Origin of the sequence: Polaribacter sp. SA4-12 (assembly GCF_002163675.1) — a bacterium.
Lineage (GTDB): Bacteria > Bacteroidota > Bacteroidia > Flavobacteriales > Flavobacteriaceae > Polaribacter.
Genome location: NZ_CP019334.1, coordinates 3,232,988 through 3,246,405, shown reverse-complemented (window position 1 = coordinate 3,246,405; position 13,418 = coordinate 3,232,988). Strand labels below are relative to the sequence as shown.

The window sequence follows — 13,418 nt, the reverse complement described above, 5'->3', positions numbered from 1 at the left end:
CAAAAATAAACAATAAAACGATTAACAATAAATTTATAGCTGAAACTAAAAAAGCTTTTTCTATTGATATAGAAAAAGCTAATATAAAAAAGGGGCAATTCTTAAAAACGGTAAACAACAACTATTAATTATTGTTTTTTCATTTTACCAGACCAAGTTCTTCCTCCTAAAGTAGATTTATAATGAACATTCTTACCTTTTACTTTAGTAATTACCATAGATAATTTTGTACCATTACTAAATGGAAAATTTGGCAAATCTGAATCTACAATTGTCATTAAACATTCATTTGTTGACAACCATGAAATTTTAGATTTTATATAATGTCTTTTATTATTATAATATTCTATGTGCTCTGTTTCACTAAAAACAACTAAAACTTTTTCTCCATGAGATTTATACGTGAATGTTTCATTTTCTATTAAAGGAGTTATATCAGAATTATCAACAGATTCAGAAGTATTTTCTAAAGGATTAGTAACAGAACTCATTACATAATCTTGAGCATTTAAAGTAAATGACAACAAAATTGTTAGACTTAAAAAAAAGAAATTTTTGAAAGTTTTCATATTTGGAGGTTTATAAATTTGTTAGAATTATATATCCAAATTTATACCTTTTATAAGCACTTGTCAATCCCCAAAATCAGTGAAGTTTTTACCTCACTGAAAACAGTGAGAAGACTAACTGTTTTCAGTGAGGTGAAAAATTAATCTTCTGCCAAAGCGTTTGCACAGATGTAACCACCTGTCCAAGCATTCTGAAAGTTAAAACCTCCAGTAACTGCATCTATATTTAAAACTTCTCCTACAAAAAAGAGATTTTTATGCTTTCTACTTTCAAAACGTTTAAAATTAATTTCTTTTAAATCGATTCCACCAGCAGTAACAAATTCATCTTTAAAAGTAGTTCTTCCGTTTGCATTAAAAATTCCTTTCGTTAATTGGTTTGCTAAGTTTTCTAACTGAGCATTATTTAAATCCGCCCAATTTTGAGTTGGTGTTATACCTGCAGCAACTACAAAACGTTCCCACAATCTTTTAGATACCTCCGCAAATGGAGATTTTAAAATTGCTGTTTTACGTGGCTCTTTCTTTTTTAAATTGAGAAGTACATTCAATACTTTATCTGTTGGTCTAGACAACCAATTTACCACTACATTATATTGATAATTTTTATCAGCTAAAACTCTTGCTCCAAAAGCAGAAAGTTTTAAAACTGCTGGTCCACTCATTCCCCAATGTGTAATTAACAGAGGCCCTGATGCTTCTAATTTTGTTCCAGAAATAGTTACAGTCGCATTTGGCACAGATGTACCTAATAAATCTACCAATCTTTTATCATTGATATTAAAAGTAAATAATGAAGGAACAGGTTCTATAACAGCGTGATCTAAACTTTCACACAATTCCCATACTTTTTTAGAACTTCCTGCTGCAACAACTAATTTATCTGCTTCAAAAACTTGCTCTTTTGTGTTAACAATCCACTTATCATCTTGTTGAGAAACCGAATTTACACCACAGTTTGTCAACACTTTAATACCTAAGTTATCAACAGCGTTTTGAAAACAATCTATAATTGCTTGACTTGTATTTGCTTCAGGAAAAACACGATTATCATCTTCGATTTTTAAAGGGACACCTTTATTTTCGAACCACTCAAAAGTATCTCCTGTCATAAATTTATGAAAAGGCCCTAACAATTCTTTTTCTCCTCTTGGATAAAATTTCACCAATTCTTTTGGCTCAAAACAAGCATGTGTAACATTACATCTTCCTCCTCCAGAAATTTTTACTTTTTGTAAAACGTCTTTCCCTTTTTCGAGAATCGTAATATCTAATTCAGGGTTATTTTCTTTTGCGTTTATAGCTGTAAAATATCCTGCTGCTCCACCTCCAATAATTATTACTTTACTCATAAAATCATCTCTGAATATGTAAGGATTGTTTCGAATCCTTTATTTTTAAAATAAGCTGGTGTTGATGAATCTCCTGTTACTAGAACAAAATCTCCTCCCCAAGCTCCTAAACTTTTTATTTCTCCAAAATAATCTGGAAATAATCTTTCTTTTACTGGTTTCAGTTTGATAATTGAGCTGATTATGTTTTCATGCTCAACAATTAAACTATTAAAACCTTCTATTGAATCTGCCTTTAAAAACGCATCAGAAATAGCTGAAATTCTTTTTATTTCTTTATCAAAATTGATATTACTTTCTCTAAACTTAGCAATTCCTTCTTTAGAATCTTGCTTTTGATTTAGATGTACAAAAAACAAATTCTCTTTAAAACTTGGGTTGAATGTTACTTGCTCAACAACAGGTTCTTTATTTTCAATTTGATAAAAAACAGGTGTATCATTTTGAGCACAAGCAATATCATAACCACTTCCTTTAAAGGAATTCCACAATAACTTAAAAGCATCTACTTTTGCCCAAGTTGCAATAGAATTTATTAAAGTTGATGAAGTACCTAATCCCCAATTTCTTGGAAAAGTAAGGTTGGTTTTCACCATAAATCCATTTTCACAATTTAAAAAATCAGGATTTAAATCTTTTGCTTCTCTTAAAATCCCTAACAACGTTTCTGCAATAATATCGGCATTCCCTTCTTTATCAGAATTAAATGTACAATTTATCAAACGTAGTTTTTTCAAGTCAAAAACAGCTTCAAACCAACATTCTCCTGTGTGCGTAAAACTTCCCCAAATGATTTCTGGTTCTTTTATTTTTTCAACTACTAAATCTTGACCAAATTTTGTAGGAATCGCTAAAGATTTCGCTCCGTCTAAAACAAGATATTCTCCTGTTAACAAAAGCTTTCCGTTAGAATAATAATTTTTCAAAACTACTTTGTCTGGTCGAGCGCAGTCGAGACCTTTTTATGATAACTACTTTTTTATGACCTCTCGACTGCGCTCGAGGAGACATTTTAATTTTATAATTTCCTGCATTTACAGAAAAGTCAATCTAATTATAATAAGTGGAATTGTTTAAAATGATGTGTAAAATGTTTTACGTGGAATTTCTGCCAATATTCATAATCTAACTCACCAAAAAACGGATGATTTTCTGCTTTTGCAGTTTTAAAATGACTATTGAAATCATCTATTTGAATAAATAAATCATTTATTGCAGCGCCAACGGAACTAAATTTTAATTCATTTGGTTCTTCAGATAACATTGGTGCTTTAAAACCAACTTGCAACTCCCCTTCTGTATTTAAAAAAGGTTTTCTTCTTGCGGATTTCTCATCAGAAACATAATAATCAGCATCCACCTTACCATTAGAAATCTGTAATAAAAAGCTTAAATGTTCAATCATTTGTTGCCCATTCATCTTTCCAAAAACAGGTTTTGAATTTTTATCAATCATCGACAATTTAGACCTTACTAAGTTTTTATCTAAAAAATCAATCCAACTAATTGTTGGTTCTCTTAAAGAATCTATTTTATCTACAACTGCAGAATGTGTCACGGTTCTTTTATCAAAATAAGCAGTAATTATTGCTTTTTCTTCATCATTTGCATTAAATTGATTTAAAATATTCTGCAAATGCATTTTCATATGTCCGTGCTGAATTCCCTTTGTTGTTAGGGCTCTTAAAGCTGCAAAATTCTGTGCCAATCCTGCTGCTGCCATCACTTGCATTAATGTTCTTGCAGTTGGTTTTTGTAACATCTCTAAAGACAATTTTGCCATTGGATGTAAACCTGTTAAACCACCAACGGTTCCTAAAGCTAAAGGAATTTCAATCCAAAACTTAAAAATTCCGTCATCAATAGAACAATGAGACAAACTCGAATATTGTCCAGATCTTGAAGCATATGCATGCGCACCAGCTTCTACAGCTCTAAAATCGTTACCAGTTGCTAAAACAACAGCGTCAATTCCATTCATAATTCCTTTATTATGAGTTACAGCTCTGTAAGGTTCTACTTCTGCAATTTTTACTGCTTGATAAAATTTCTCTGCAAACTTCTGTGGGTTTTCTCCTCCTAATTCATCAATTTTACAACTCACTTCTGCCCTTACCAAACATTCTGGAACATAGTTAGAAAGAATACTCATTACGATTTCTATATCTTCTCTTTCAAATGTTTTAGCAATTGCTTCTAAACAAGAATTTATAAAATTTGCACCCATTGAATCTTTCGTTTCAAAAGTTACATGCAATTGGTAATAGTTTTCTAATTTATCCGTTTTGTCGACTAATTCTATATCTAAAATTCCGCCACCACGTTTTTCCATATTCTTTGTAATGGAAGCTGTAGCTGCGAATAATTCAGTTTTATTTTTAAGAAAGTACTTTTCAATTTCAGTTTTATCTCCTGCAAACATAAAATGGACTTGCCCAATTTTTGTTGTGCCAATTACTTTCGTTTTAAAACCACCTCTTGTGCTCCAGTATTTCCCAACCAAAGAAGCTGCTGCAACCACAGAACTTTCTTCTACAACCATAGGAACCACGTAAGCTCTATCATTTATCACAAAGTTTGGAGCAATACCAAAAGGCATGTAAAAATTAGAAATTGTGTTTTCTATAAAATCATCATGCAATTGTTGTAAATCAATATTGCTATTCCAATATTGTTTAATAACATCTTTAGTTTCTGATTGATTATGGAAATAATTTTCTGTTAACCATGTAATCTTTTCATCTTTAGTTAACTTAGAAAAACCGGAAATAAGTTTACTCATTTATTTAGGTATAAAAGTGTCAAGAACAAAGATAAGTGAAACTGTTAAAACATTAAGATATAATCAAGATTTCTGTTTTTAAAATGCTTTTTTTGCTGATTTTTCCGTAAACTTGGCAAAGTTTTATTAAATACAAAGTCTGAATGAAGCATATATATTTTTTAGTAGCAATTATACTTCTTACTAATTGCAAAATAGAAGCACAAACAAACGCTAAACATTCCTCAAGCACCAAAGAAATTACCTTAGAAAAAATCTGGAACGGAACATTTTCTGCAGAAAGAATGAATTCTTTAAATTCTATGAATGGTGATTTTTATGCTGTATTGGATTATGATAGAAAATCAAGAACTGTATCAGTAGACAAATACAGTTACAAAACACTAGAAAAAGTAGCAACTATTGTTAATAGTGGAGATTTAGAAGGTTTAAAAAGTTTTTCTTCTTACAGTTTTAATAATGATGAAACAAAGTTAATTTTAGGAACAAACTTCCAACAGATATTTCGTCATTCAAAAAAAGGAACTTATTATGCTTATGATATTGCTTCTAAAAAACTAACCTTAATTGGTGAAGAAATTCAAGAACCTGTATTTTCTCCGGATAATAAAAATGTAGCGTACGCTAAAGACAATAACATTTTCATAAAAAATGTAGCGTCAAATAAAATTACACAGGTTACAAGTGATGGAAAAAAGAACAGTATTATTAATGGTATTACAGATTGGGTTTACGAAGAAGAATTTGCTTTTGTAAGAGCTTTCGAATGGAACAGTACAGGTGCTTATTTAGCTTTTTTACGTTTTGATGAAACTGAAGTTCCTACTTTTTCTATGGATATTGTTGGTAAAGAATTGTATCCTAATCAACAAGTTTTTAAATATCCAAAAGCAGGAGAGAAAAATGCAGATGTAACTTTGCACATGTTTACGCTTTCTTCTAAAAACACAAAGAAGATTTCTTTAGGTGATTACGAATACATTCCAAGAATTAAATGGTCTAATGCTGCTGATGTTTTAGTTGCAACTACTTTAAATCGTCATCAAAATAATTTAAATCTACATAAAGTAAATGCTTTAAAAAGTAGTGCTACTTTATTATTGAATGAAACAGACAAGGCATATATTGATATTACTGATAACCTTACTTTTTTAGCTGATAATAGTTTTATATGGACAAGCGAAAAGGATGGTTACAACCATGTTTATCATTATAACTTTAGTGGAAAACTAATCAATCAAATTACACAAGGAAATTGGGAAGTAACGAAATACTATGGTTTTAATGAAAAGAAGAAGACCATTTATTATCAATCTGTAGAAAACGGATCCATTAACAGAGGTGTTTATTCTATCGATTTAAAAGGAAGAAATAAAAAGTTATTAAGTAATAATAATGGACAAAATACTGCTGCCTTCAGTAAAAACTTAAACTACTTTATAAACACATTTTCATCAGCTGAAACCCCACCAATTTATTCACTTTTTTCTAGTAAAGGAAAATTATTAAAAGTGATAAAAGACAATGCTCTTTTAAAAAAGGAAATAGCTGAATACAAAATGAGTCAGAAAGAATTTTCAACAATTCACATTAATGGAAATGACTTAAACATGTGGATGGTGAAACCTGTAGATTTTGATGAGAACAAGAAATATCCACTATTAATGTTTCAATATTCTGGACCTGGTTCTCAACAAGTAGCAAACAAATGGAATGGAGCCAATGATTACTGGCATAATATGTTAGCACAAAAAGGAATTATTGTTGTTTGTGTAGATGGACGTGGAACTGGTTTTAAAGGCGCACAATTTAAAAAAGTTACTCAAAAAGAATTAGGTAAATATGAAGTTGAAGATCAAATTTCAACAGCAAAAAAACTAGCAAAACTTCCTTATATCGATAACAATAATATCGGAATCTGGGGTTGGTCTTACGGTGGTTTTATGAGTACAAACTGTTTGTTAAAAGGAAATGATATCTTTACAACAGCAATTGCAGTTGCACCTGTTACTTCTTGGCGTTTTTACGATTCTGTTTATACAGAACGTTATATGCAAACTCCTCAAGAAAATGCGAGTGGTTATGATGATAACTCTCCAATAAATTATGCAGGAAAATTGAAAGGAAAATACTTGTTAGTTCATGGTACAGGAGATGATAATGTGCATGTGCAAAATAGTTTTAGAATGATAAATTCTTTAATTGAAGCGAACAAACAATTTGATATGTTTATTGTTCCAGATAGAACACACGGAATTTATAAAGGAAGAAATACACGATTAAATTTGTTTACTAAAATGACAAATTTTATCGAAGAAAATTTAAATAACGAATCAACTAAATAAAAGATAAATTTATGAACGACCTAGTAAAACAACCACATGAAAAAGAATTATTTGGGCATCCTGTAGGATTGTATGTATTGTTTTTTGTGGAAATGTGGGAACGTTTTTCATATTATGGAATGCGAGCTATATTAACATTATATCTTGCCGCTCCAATTATAATGGGAGATCCTCAATCTGGTTTTGGATGGTCTAATGGAGAAACTCTTTCTTTCTATGGAACTTATACAATGTTTGTTTATCTAACTTCAATTCCAGGAGGTTGGATTGCCGATAAGTTTATCGGACAGAAGAAAGCTGTAATGTTAGGTGGTATTTTACTTTGCATAGGACATGGAATTTTAGCTATAAATACAGAATGGGCTTTTTTTACTGGTCTTATATTTATTGTTATTGGTGTTGGTTTCTTAAAACCAAACATATCAACTATGGTTGGTGGACTATATAAACAAGGTGATGACAGAAGAGATAGAGGCTTTTATGTTTTCTATATCGGAATTAATTTAGGAGCCTTTTTAGGAGCCCTAATTGTTGGTGCTGTAGCAGCGAAATATGGTTGGCATTATGGATTTGGTTTAGCTGGAATTGGAATGGCTTTAGGTCAAATTGTATACATGTATGGTATTAGATATTTAGGAAGTGTAGGTGATTTTATTGGAAAAGCAGACTCTCCAAATAAAGACATCTTAAAGAAACCTTTAAATAAAGTTGAAAAAGATAGAATGCTAGTAATGTTTTTATCTTTTCTCATTATTATTGTTTTTTGGGGTGCTTTTGAACAAGCAGGAGGATTAATGAGTTTATACACTGAACAAAAAACAAATAGAATTTTATCATTTTCTTTACCTTTTATTGGGAATGAAATTCCTGCAGCAGTTTTTCAATCTGTAAATGCTTTTTTTATTATAGTATTAGGAACTGCTGTTGGTGGGTTTTGGCATAAATGGAAAAGTAAAGGAAAAGAATCTTCTTCATTATTTAAAATGGCAATAGGTGTAATCATTATGGCCTTTGGTTTTTTCTTTATGAGTAAAGCTGCTTCTGAAGTAATTATGAATGGAGATGAAGTTGCAGAAAAATCTGCAATGATATGGTTAATTTTAGCTTATCTTTTTCATACTATTGGAGAGTTATGTGCTTCACCAGTTGCACTGTCATTTATAACAAAACTAGCTCCTCTAAAATATGCTTCATTAATGATGGGTGCCTATTTTGCAGCAACAGGGTTAGGTAATAAAGTTGCTGGTTTTATTGGAGGACTTTCTGAAAATGCTGGAGATTTTGAAGTATTTACAGGTATAGCGATTACTTGTACGATTTTTGGACTGTTAATAATTGCTGTTTTAAAACCTTTAAAACGATTAACACATGGTGCTGAAGATATGAAAGGAACAAATAATGAAGAAACAGAAGGTTTCGAATTAGTAGACTATTAGTAAACATATAAAAAAACCTCATGAATTCAATTTATGAGGTTTTTGAATTTTAAATAAATATAATTTTATGAGTACAAATGTTATTAGATTTGAAGGTTCAGATATGAATCGTAAACTATTAATGGGACACCCATCTGGTTTATTCGTTTTGTTTTTTACCGAAATGTGGGAACGTTTTTCATACTACGGTATGCGAGCTATTTTGGTTTTATTCTTAACCTCTTCAATAACGGGAGATAATCCAGGATGGGGATGGTCTAGAGAAGAAGCTTTAGGATTATATGGTACTTATACTATGCTTGTATATTTTACACCAATTATAGGAGGATATTTAGCAGATAAATTATTAGGTTATAGATGGGCAGTAGCTATCGGAGCACTTATTATGACTATTGGCCACGCAACAATGGCATTAAATACTCCTTGGAGTTTATATGTTGGTATTGGATGCTTAGTAGCAGGTAATGGATTATTTAAACCAAATATCACTTCTATTATTAACGGTATATATAAAAATGCTCAAGATAAAAAAGACGGTGCATTTACCATTTTTTATATGGGAGTTAATGCCGGTGCTTTTATAGGTATTTTATTATGTGGTTATGTAGGTGAAACAGCAGGATGGCACTATGGATTTGGTTTAGCTGGTGTTTTTATGTTTCTTGGGATGCTGCAGTTTTGGTTTGCTCAAGGTATTTTTGGAAGTATAGGATTATCTCCATCTAAAACAATTGAATATAATGATGCAATTGAAAATAGTAATGAAAAAACAATAATTACCGAAGAAAAGGTTCCTGCTAACGTTCAGAGAGATCGTTATATTGTTGTAGGTATTTTAGCTTTTTTTACTATTTTTTTCTGGGCAGCATTTGAACAAGCTGGTGGTTCAATGACCATCTTTGCAGGAGATTATACAAATAGAGTTTTAGAAGGCAATTCTGCAAATATATTTAGAATTGCAAATACGCTACTAACAGTCGTTCCTTTATTGATAATTACATATGTACTATTTCAATTGTTTAAAATCACTTTTAAGAAATATGCATTATCTAATATTTTCTTAGGAATTAGTTTTTCTATTATCTGGTGCATAGTTATTTGGATGTTAAAAAACCAATTTAGTGATGTTAAAACAGAGGTTCCAGCTTCTTGGTTTTCTATTTTAAATTCATTTTACATAATTGCTTTTGCTCCATTAATTTCAAAAATTTGGGAAAGTAAATACAATCCCGCTGCTACTGTAAAGTTTGGTATGGGATTAGTTCTTTTGGGTTTAGGTTTTGGAGTATTAGCCTATGGTTCGTCTGCAATTCCTCAAGGAGCACAAACAGCATCCGTTAGTATGATTTGGTTAATATTAGCTTATTCTCTCCATACTTTAGGTGAGTTATGCTTATCACCTGTTGGTTTATCTTATGTATCAAAACTTGTACCTGCCTCTACAATTGGAGTTATGTTTGGACTTTGGTATATTGCAGTAGGTATGGGAAATAAAGCTGCCGGTTCTATGGGAGGTCTGATAGATAAAATTACTGCAACTTACGATATGAGTACCTTTTTCTTAATTTTTACGATTGTACCAATTGTTGCTGGTTTAATTTTAATGAGCTTAACATCATTAGTTAAGAAGTTAATGCACGGAGTAAAATAATTTTATTCAATAAAATAGAACTTAGAAAAAGAGCTTTATATAAAGCTCTTTTTCTTTTTATTGTAAATTCGGCATATCATTTGCGACTCACTTTAATATGAAGAAATATTTATTACTTATTACGTTCACACTGTTTTACTTGAGTTCGAATGCGCAAGAAAGTGTAAAATGGCTTTCTTTTGAAGAAGCAATAGCTCTTAATAAAGAAAATCCAAAACCTATTTTAGTTGATGTCTATACAGATTGGTGCGGCTACTGTAAAAAAATGGACTTAAACACATATGCTAATAAAACCATTTCAGATTACATAAATAAAAGTTTCTACGCTGTAAAGCTAGATGGTGAAGAAAAAAAAGACATTATTTTTAATGATCATACTTTTAAATTTCAAAAACAAGGAAGAAGAGGTTATCACCAATTACCAGCAACTTTAATGGATGGAAAATTATCTTACCCAACCACCATTATTCTTTCTACGGATGAAAAAGTGTTAGATAAAATTCCAGGTTATTTAGATAAAAAAATCATGGAAAAAGTATTAGTTTTTTTCTCAGAAGAACACTACAAAACAAAAAAATGGAAAGATTTTGAAAAAAAATTTAAAAGTAAATTGTAAATTTATTTCTAAATAACATAAACTTAAACCTTGGCACACCATTTGCATCACAAAAAATATGAAAAAAACAATACTACTTTTAACAATTTTGGCTTTTAGCTTACAAACAAAAGCTCAAAAAATAAATTGGCTTTCTTTAAATGAAGCTTTAGAACTTCAAAAGACAACACCAAAAAAAATAATGATGGATGTTTACACGAATTGGTGTGGTCCTTGTAAATTATTAGACAAAAAAACCTTTCAAAATAAAGATGTTGCAGACTATGTAAATAAAAACTACTATGCTGTTAAATTTAATGGTGAAGGTAATGAAACTGTAAATTTTAAGGGAAATTCTTACGGAAATCCTAATTATGATAAAACCAAAGAAAATAAGAGAAATAGCTCTCATGGTTTTGCAAATTTCATAGGAATTAATGCCTATCCAACTATTGTGTTTATGAGCGAAAAAGGAGATTTAATAATGCCTTTAAGAGGATTCCAAAATCCAAATCAGCTAGAATTATATTTAAAATTATTTAAAAACGACGAACACAAAAATATTACGACTAAAGAAAAGTTTGAAACTTATAACAAGAACTTTAAACCTGAATTTAAAGTAACAAAAGATTAGTTTTTTAATATGTAAGCTCCTTTTTGACCTGTATAATGAAAAGGAATCTGATTTTGTAAACAAATCTTTTCCCAACGGAGAACATAACTTTTATAATTAGAACCATCAGCAATTATTATTGATGGTTTTATTTTTTCAATTAATCTTGTCATATTTATTTTAGGCGAATATTGTAACACAACAATTGGTTTATTCATTCCATAAACTTGATAAATACCTAAACTGTCTATCAATAAAACATCTTTATCAGAAAACTTAATAAAGTTCTTAAAGCTCATTTTTTGTATTTCAGTTACACTTTCTGCAACACTGTATGATTTAATGCTATTTTCATTTAATAGCTTTAAACTGTCTAAATCGTGTTGTAAAAAGAGCTGTTCTCCTGTTCTTTTCCCAATTATAGAGAATCTACTTTTATGAAAAACAATTACTTCTTCTTTTGATTTATTTTCATTCGATTCTAACAGAAAAACACTTTGTATTAAAATGATAGAAATGAAAAAGTAAATCAATCTTTTTGATGTTTTATCAATCAAGAAATAAATACCTAAAAAGATAAAAGCATACCAACATATCATCGCATTAAATGAAATGGAAATTTCTTTAAATAAGAATTCTTCTTGATGAGAAATCCAACTGACAAATGCATTCATCCAGGAAATAATTATTCCGTAAAAATCTGCTAAAACCTGTGGTAAGATATTTAGAAGAGAAGTAATCATCACTAAAACTCCTCCGATTAAAATTGCGCCTAAAAAAGGAATAATAACCAAGTTTGAAGCTAAGAATAATCCTGGAAATTGTTGAAAATAATAAATACTTAAAGGTAATATTCCTATTTGAGCAGCAATTGAAACTGTAAATAACTGCCAGAAAAAATCGACAACTTTAGATTTTGGTTTCCAAATAGCATAAATTTTTGGTTGTGTCCAAAGAATTCCAAAAACGGCTAAATAACTTAGCTGAAAACCAACATCAAACAAAAACATAGGTTTTATCAACAATAAGAAAAACATTGAGGAAATAAATGAAAATTCAACTACATTTTTTCTTCTAAAAGACATTCCTATGGCTAAAAAAGTAAACATGGTAACTGCTCTAACTACCGATGCAGAAAGACCTGCGATAAAGGCAAACATCCAAAGTAAAAAAACAATGATAACCGTTTTAATAAACTTACCGTACTTTAATTTTTCAACAGGTTTAAAAAGGAAAGATAAAATCAATAAAATAACACCAACATGTAAACCTGAAACTGCCAAAATATGGACTGCTCCTGCTCTTTGATAATCTCTTATTAATTCTTTCGAAATATCTTGTCTTTGTCCTAATAATAACGCATTAATTACGGCTAACTCGTTATTCTTAAAATTATATTTCTTTAATGATTCTTGAATTCGATTTCTAAACTTTGCTGACAAACCAAACAAAGTAGTTGTAGTTGAATTTAACTTTAAAAACTGATGCTTCTCTGTAAATAATTGATGATGAATTCCCTGTTTAGCTAAATATGATTTATAATCAAATTGATGTGGATTTAATGACGGAATTAACTCTTTTAAAATAGGCTTTAAAAGTATTTGATTATCAACTTTTAAACTAGTAGAAACACTATCTCTTTTAATATTTAACAGCACAATACCAGTAGTTTTTACACCATCAATTTTAATAACATTCGCTTCATATTTATTATAATAATTTCCTGGCTTTAGAATCGTACGAATCTGAAGAATTACAGTTGAATTTTCTTCTAAATGATGTTCATAAAACGAATCGTAATTCCTATTATCATTAATAAATACTGATGAAACGCCGATAAAAAAAAAGAGTAAGAAGGTAACGAATGTTCTTAAAACTCTATTATTAATTTCGAAGACAAGCATCGTTAGAAAACCTAACAAAAATAGGGTTTCTCTAAAGTTAAAATTCCAAAATTGAGTAAAAAACTGGAAACATATTCCTAGAATTCCAAGCACAACAAAATGCAAGGGTAAATAATTGAGTAACCTTTTCATAGCAAGTTAAAGTTAGTGAAAATAACTTTAATAATTTTA

Annotated in this window: 10 protein-coding genes and 1 pseudogene; 5 read left to right on the top strand and 6 right to left on the bottom strand. The window is 29.9% G+C overall.

Annotated features, from left to right (window positions below; translation table 11 throughout):
- Positions 1 to 128 precede the first annotated feature (128 nt).
- From BTO07_RS14110 to BTO07_RS14095, 5 genes and pseudogenes are all read right to left on the bottom strand, one after another.
- On the bottom strand, positions 129 to 569 hold the full coding sequence (locus tag BTO07_RS14110) for a hypothetical protein (RefSeq protein WP_087521843.1): 441 nt from the start codon (positions 567 to 569) through the stop codon (positions 129 to 131).
- Between the two features lie 140 nt (positions 570 to 709).
- Positions 710 to 1,921: an NAD(P)/FAD-dependent oxidoreductase gene (locus BTO07_RS14105; protein WP_087521842.1), complete on the bottom strand. Its 1,212-nt coding sequence runs from the start codon at positions 1,919 to 1,921 to the stop codon at positions 710 to 712.
- Positions 1,918 to 2,847: a GYDIA family GHMP kinase gene (locus tag BTO07_RS14100; protein WP_087521841.1), complete on the bottom strand. Its 930-nt coding sequence runs from the start codon at positions 2,845 to 2,847 to the stop codon at positions 1,918 to 1,920. The genes BTO07_RS14105 and BTO07_RS14100 overlap by 4 nt, the downstream gene beginning before the upstream one ends.
- Positions 2,848 to 2,975: 128 nt before the next feature.
- A complete protein-coding gene (locus BTO07_RS17590) occupies positions 2,976 to 3,185 on the bottom strand; it encodes a DUF1569 domain-containing protein (protein WP_232457123.1) in 210 nt (69 codons plus the stop codon).
- Between the two features lie 249 nt (positions 3,186 to 3,434).
- Positions 3,435 to 4,703, bottom strand: a pseudogene (locus BTO07_RS14095) (hydroxymethylglutaryl-CoA reductase, degradative); the annotation flags it as partial.
- Between the two features lie 143 nt (positions 4,704 to 4,846).
- On the opposite strand from BTO07_RS14095, the gene BTO07_RS14090 reads away from it, so the two are divergent.
- The 5 genes from BTO07_RS14090 (at position 4,847) to BTO07_RS14070 (ending at position 11,364) form a co-directional block, all read left to right on the top strand.
- The gene (locus BTO07_RS14090; RefSeq protein ID WP_087521839.1) at positions 4,847 to 7,048 is read left to right on the top strand and encodes a S9 family peptidase; all 2,202 of its coding nucleotides are present in this window, start codon (positions 4,847 to 4,849) and stop codon (positions 7,046 to 7,048) included.
- An 11-nt stretch (positions 7,049 to 7,059) separates the two neighbouring features.
- On the top strand, positions 7,060 to 8,484 hold the full coding sequence (locus tag BTO07_RS14085; protein ID WP_087521838.1) for a peptide MFS transporter: 1,425 nt from the start codon (positions 7,060 to 7,062) through the stop codon (positions 8,482 to 8,484).
- A gap of 67 nt (positions 8,485 to 8,551) precedes the next feature.
- Complete coding sequence (locus tag BTO07_RS14080; protein WP_087521837.1) at positions 8,552 to 10,135, top strand: peptide MFS transporter; 1,584 nt, start codon at positions 8,552 to 8,554, stop codon at positions 10,133 to 10,135.
- Positions 10,136 to 10,232: 97 nt separating this feature from the next.
- A complete protein-coding gene (locus BTO07_RS14075; RefSeq protein WP_087521836.1) occupies positions 10,233 to 10,751 on the top strand; it encodes a thioredoxin family protein in 519 nt (172 codons plus the stop codon).
- A 58-nt stretch (positions 10,752 to 10,809) separates the two neighbouring features.
- The gene (locus tag BTO07_RS14070) at positions 10,810 to 11,364 is read left to right on the top strand and encodes a thioredoxin family protein (RefSeq protein WP_087521835.1); all 555 of its coding nucleotides are present in this window, start codon (positions 10,810 to 10,812) and stop codon (positions 11,362 to 11,364) included.
- Here BTO07_RS14070 and BTO07_RS14065 read toward each other — a convergent pair.
- Positions 11,361 to 13,379 carry a ComEC/Rec2 family competence protein gene (locus BTO07_RS14065; RefSeq protein ID WP_087521834.1) on the bottom strand — a complete coding sequence of 673 codons (2,019 nt, stop codon included), beginning with the start codon at positions 13,377 to 13,379 and terminating at the stop codon, positions 11,361 to 11,363. The genes BTO07_RS14070 and BTO07_RS14065 overlap by 4 nt on opposite strands.
- Positions 13,380 to 13,418: the final 39 nt, after the last annotated feature.

Excerpts from the sequence above, each read along its gene's own strand:
- BTO07_RS14110 (WP_087521843.1), bottom strand. The coding sequence starts at position 569 with ATGAAAACTTTCAAAAATTTCTTTTTTTTAAGTCTAACAATTTTGTTG.
- BTO07_RS14105 (WP_087521842.1), bottom strand. The coding sequence starts at position 1,921 with ATGAGTAAAGTAATAATTATTGGAGGTGGAGCAGCAGGATATTTTACA.
- BTO07_RS17590 (WP_232457123.1), bottom strand. The coding sequence starts at position 3,185 with ATGTTATCTGAAGAACCAAATGAATTAAAATTTAGTTCCGTTGGCGCT.
- BTO07_RS14090 (WP_087521839.1), top strand. The coding sequence starts at position 4,847 with ATGAAGCATATATATTTTTTAGTAGCAATTATACTTCTTACTAATTGC.
- BTO07_RS14085 (WP_087521838.1), top strand. The coding sequence starts at position 7,060 with ATGAACGACCTAGTAAAACAACCACATGAAAAAGAATTATTTGGGCAT.
- BTO07_RS14080 (WP_087521837.1), top strand. The coding sequence starts at position 8,552 with ATGAGTACAAATGTTATTAGATTTGAAGGTTCAGATATGAATCGTAAA.
- BTO07_RS14075 (WP_087521836.1), top strand. The coding sequence starts at position 10,233 with ATGAAGAAATATTTATTACTTATTACGTTCACACTGTTTTACTTGAGT.
- BTO07_RS14070 (WP_087521835.1), top strand. The coding sequence starts at position 10,810 with ATGAAAAAAACAATACTACTTTTAACAATTTTGGCTTTTAGCTTACAA.
- BTO07_RS14065 (WP_087521834.1), bottom strand. The coding sequence starts at position 13,379 with ATGAAAAGGTTACTCAATTATTTACCCTTGCATTTTGTTGTGCTTGGA.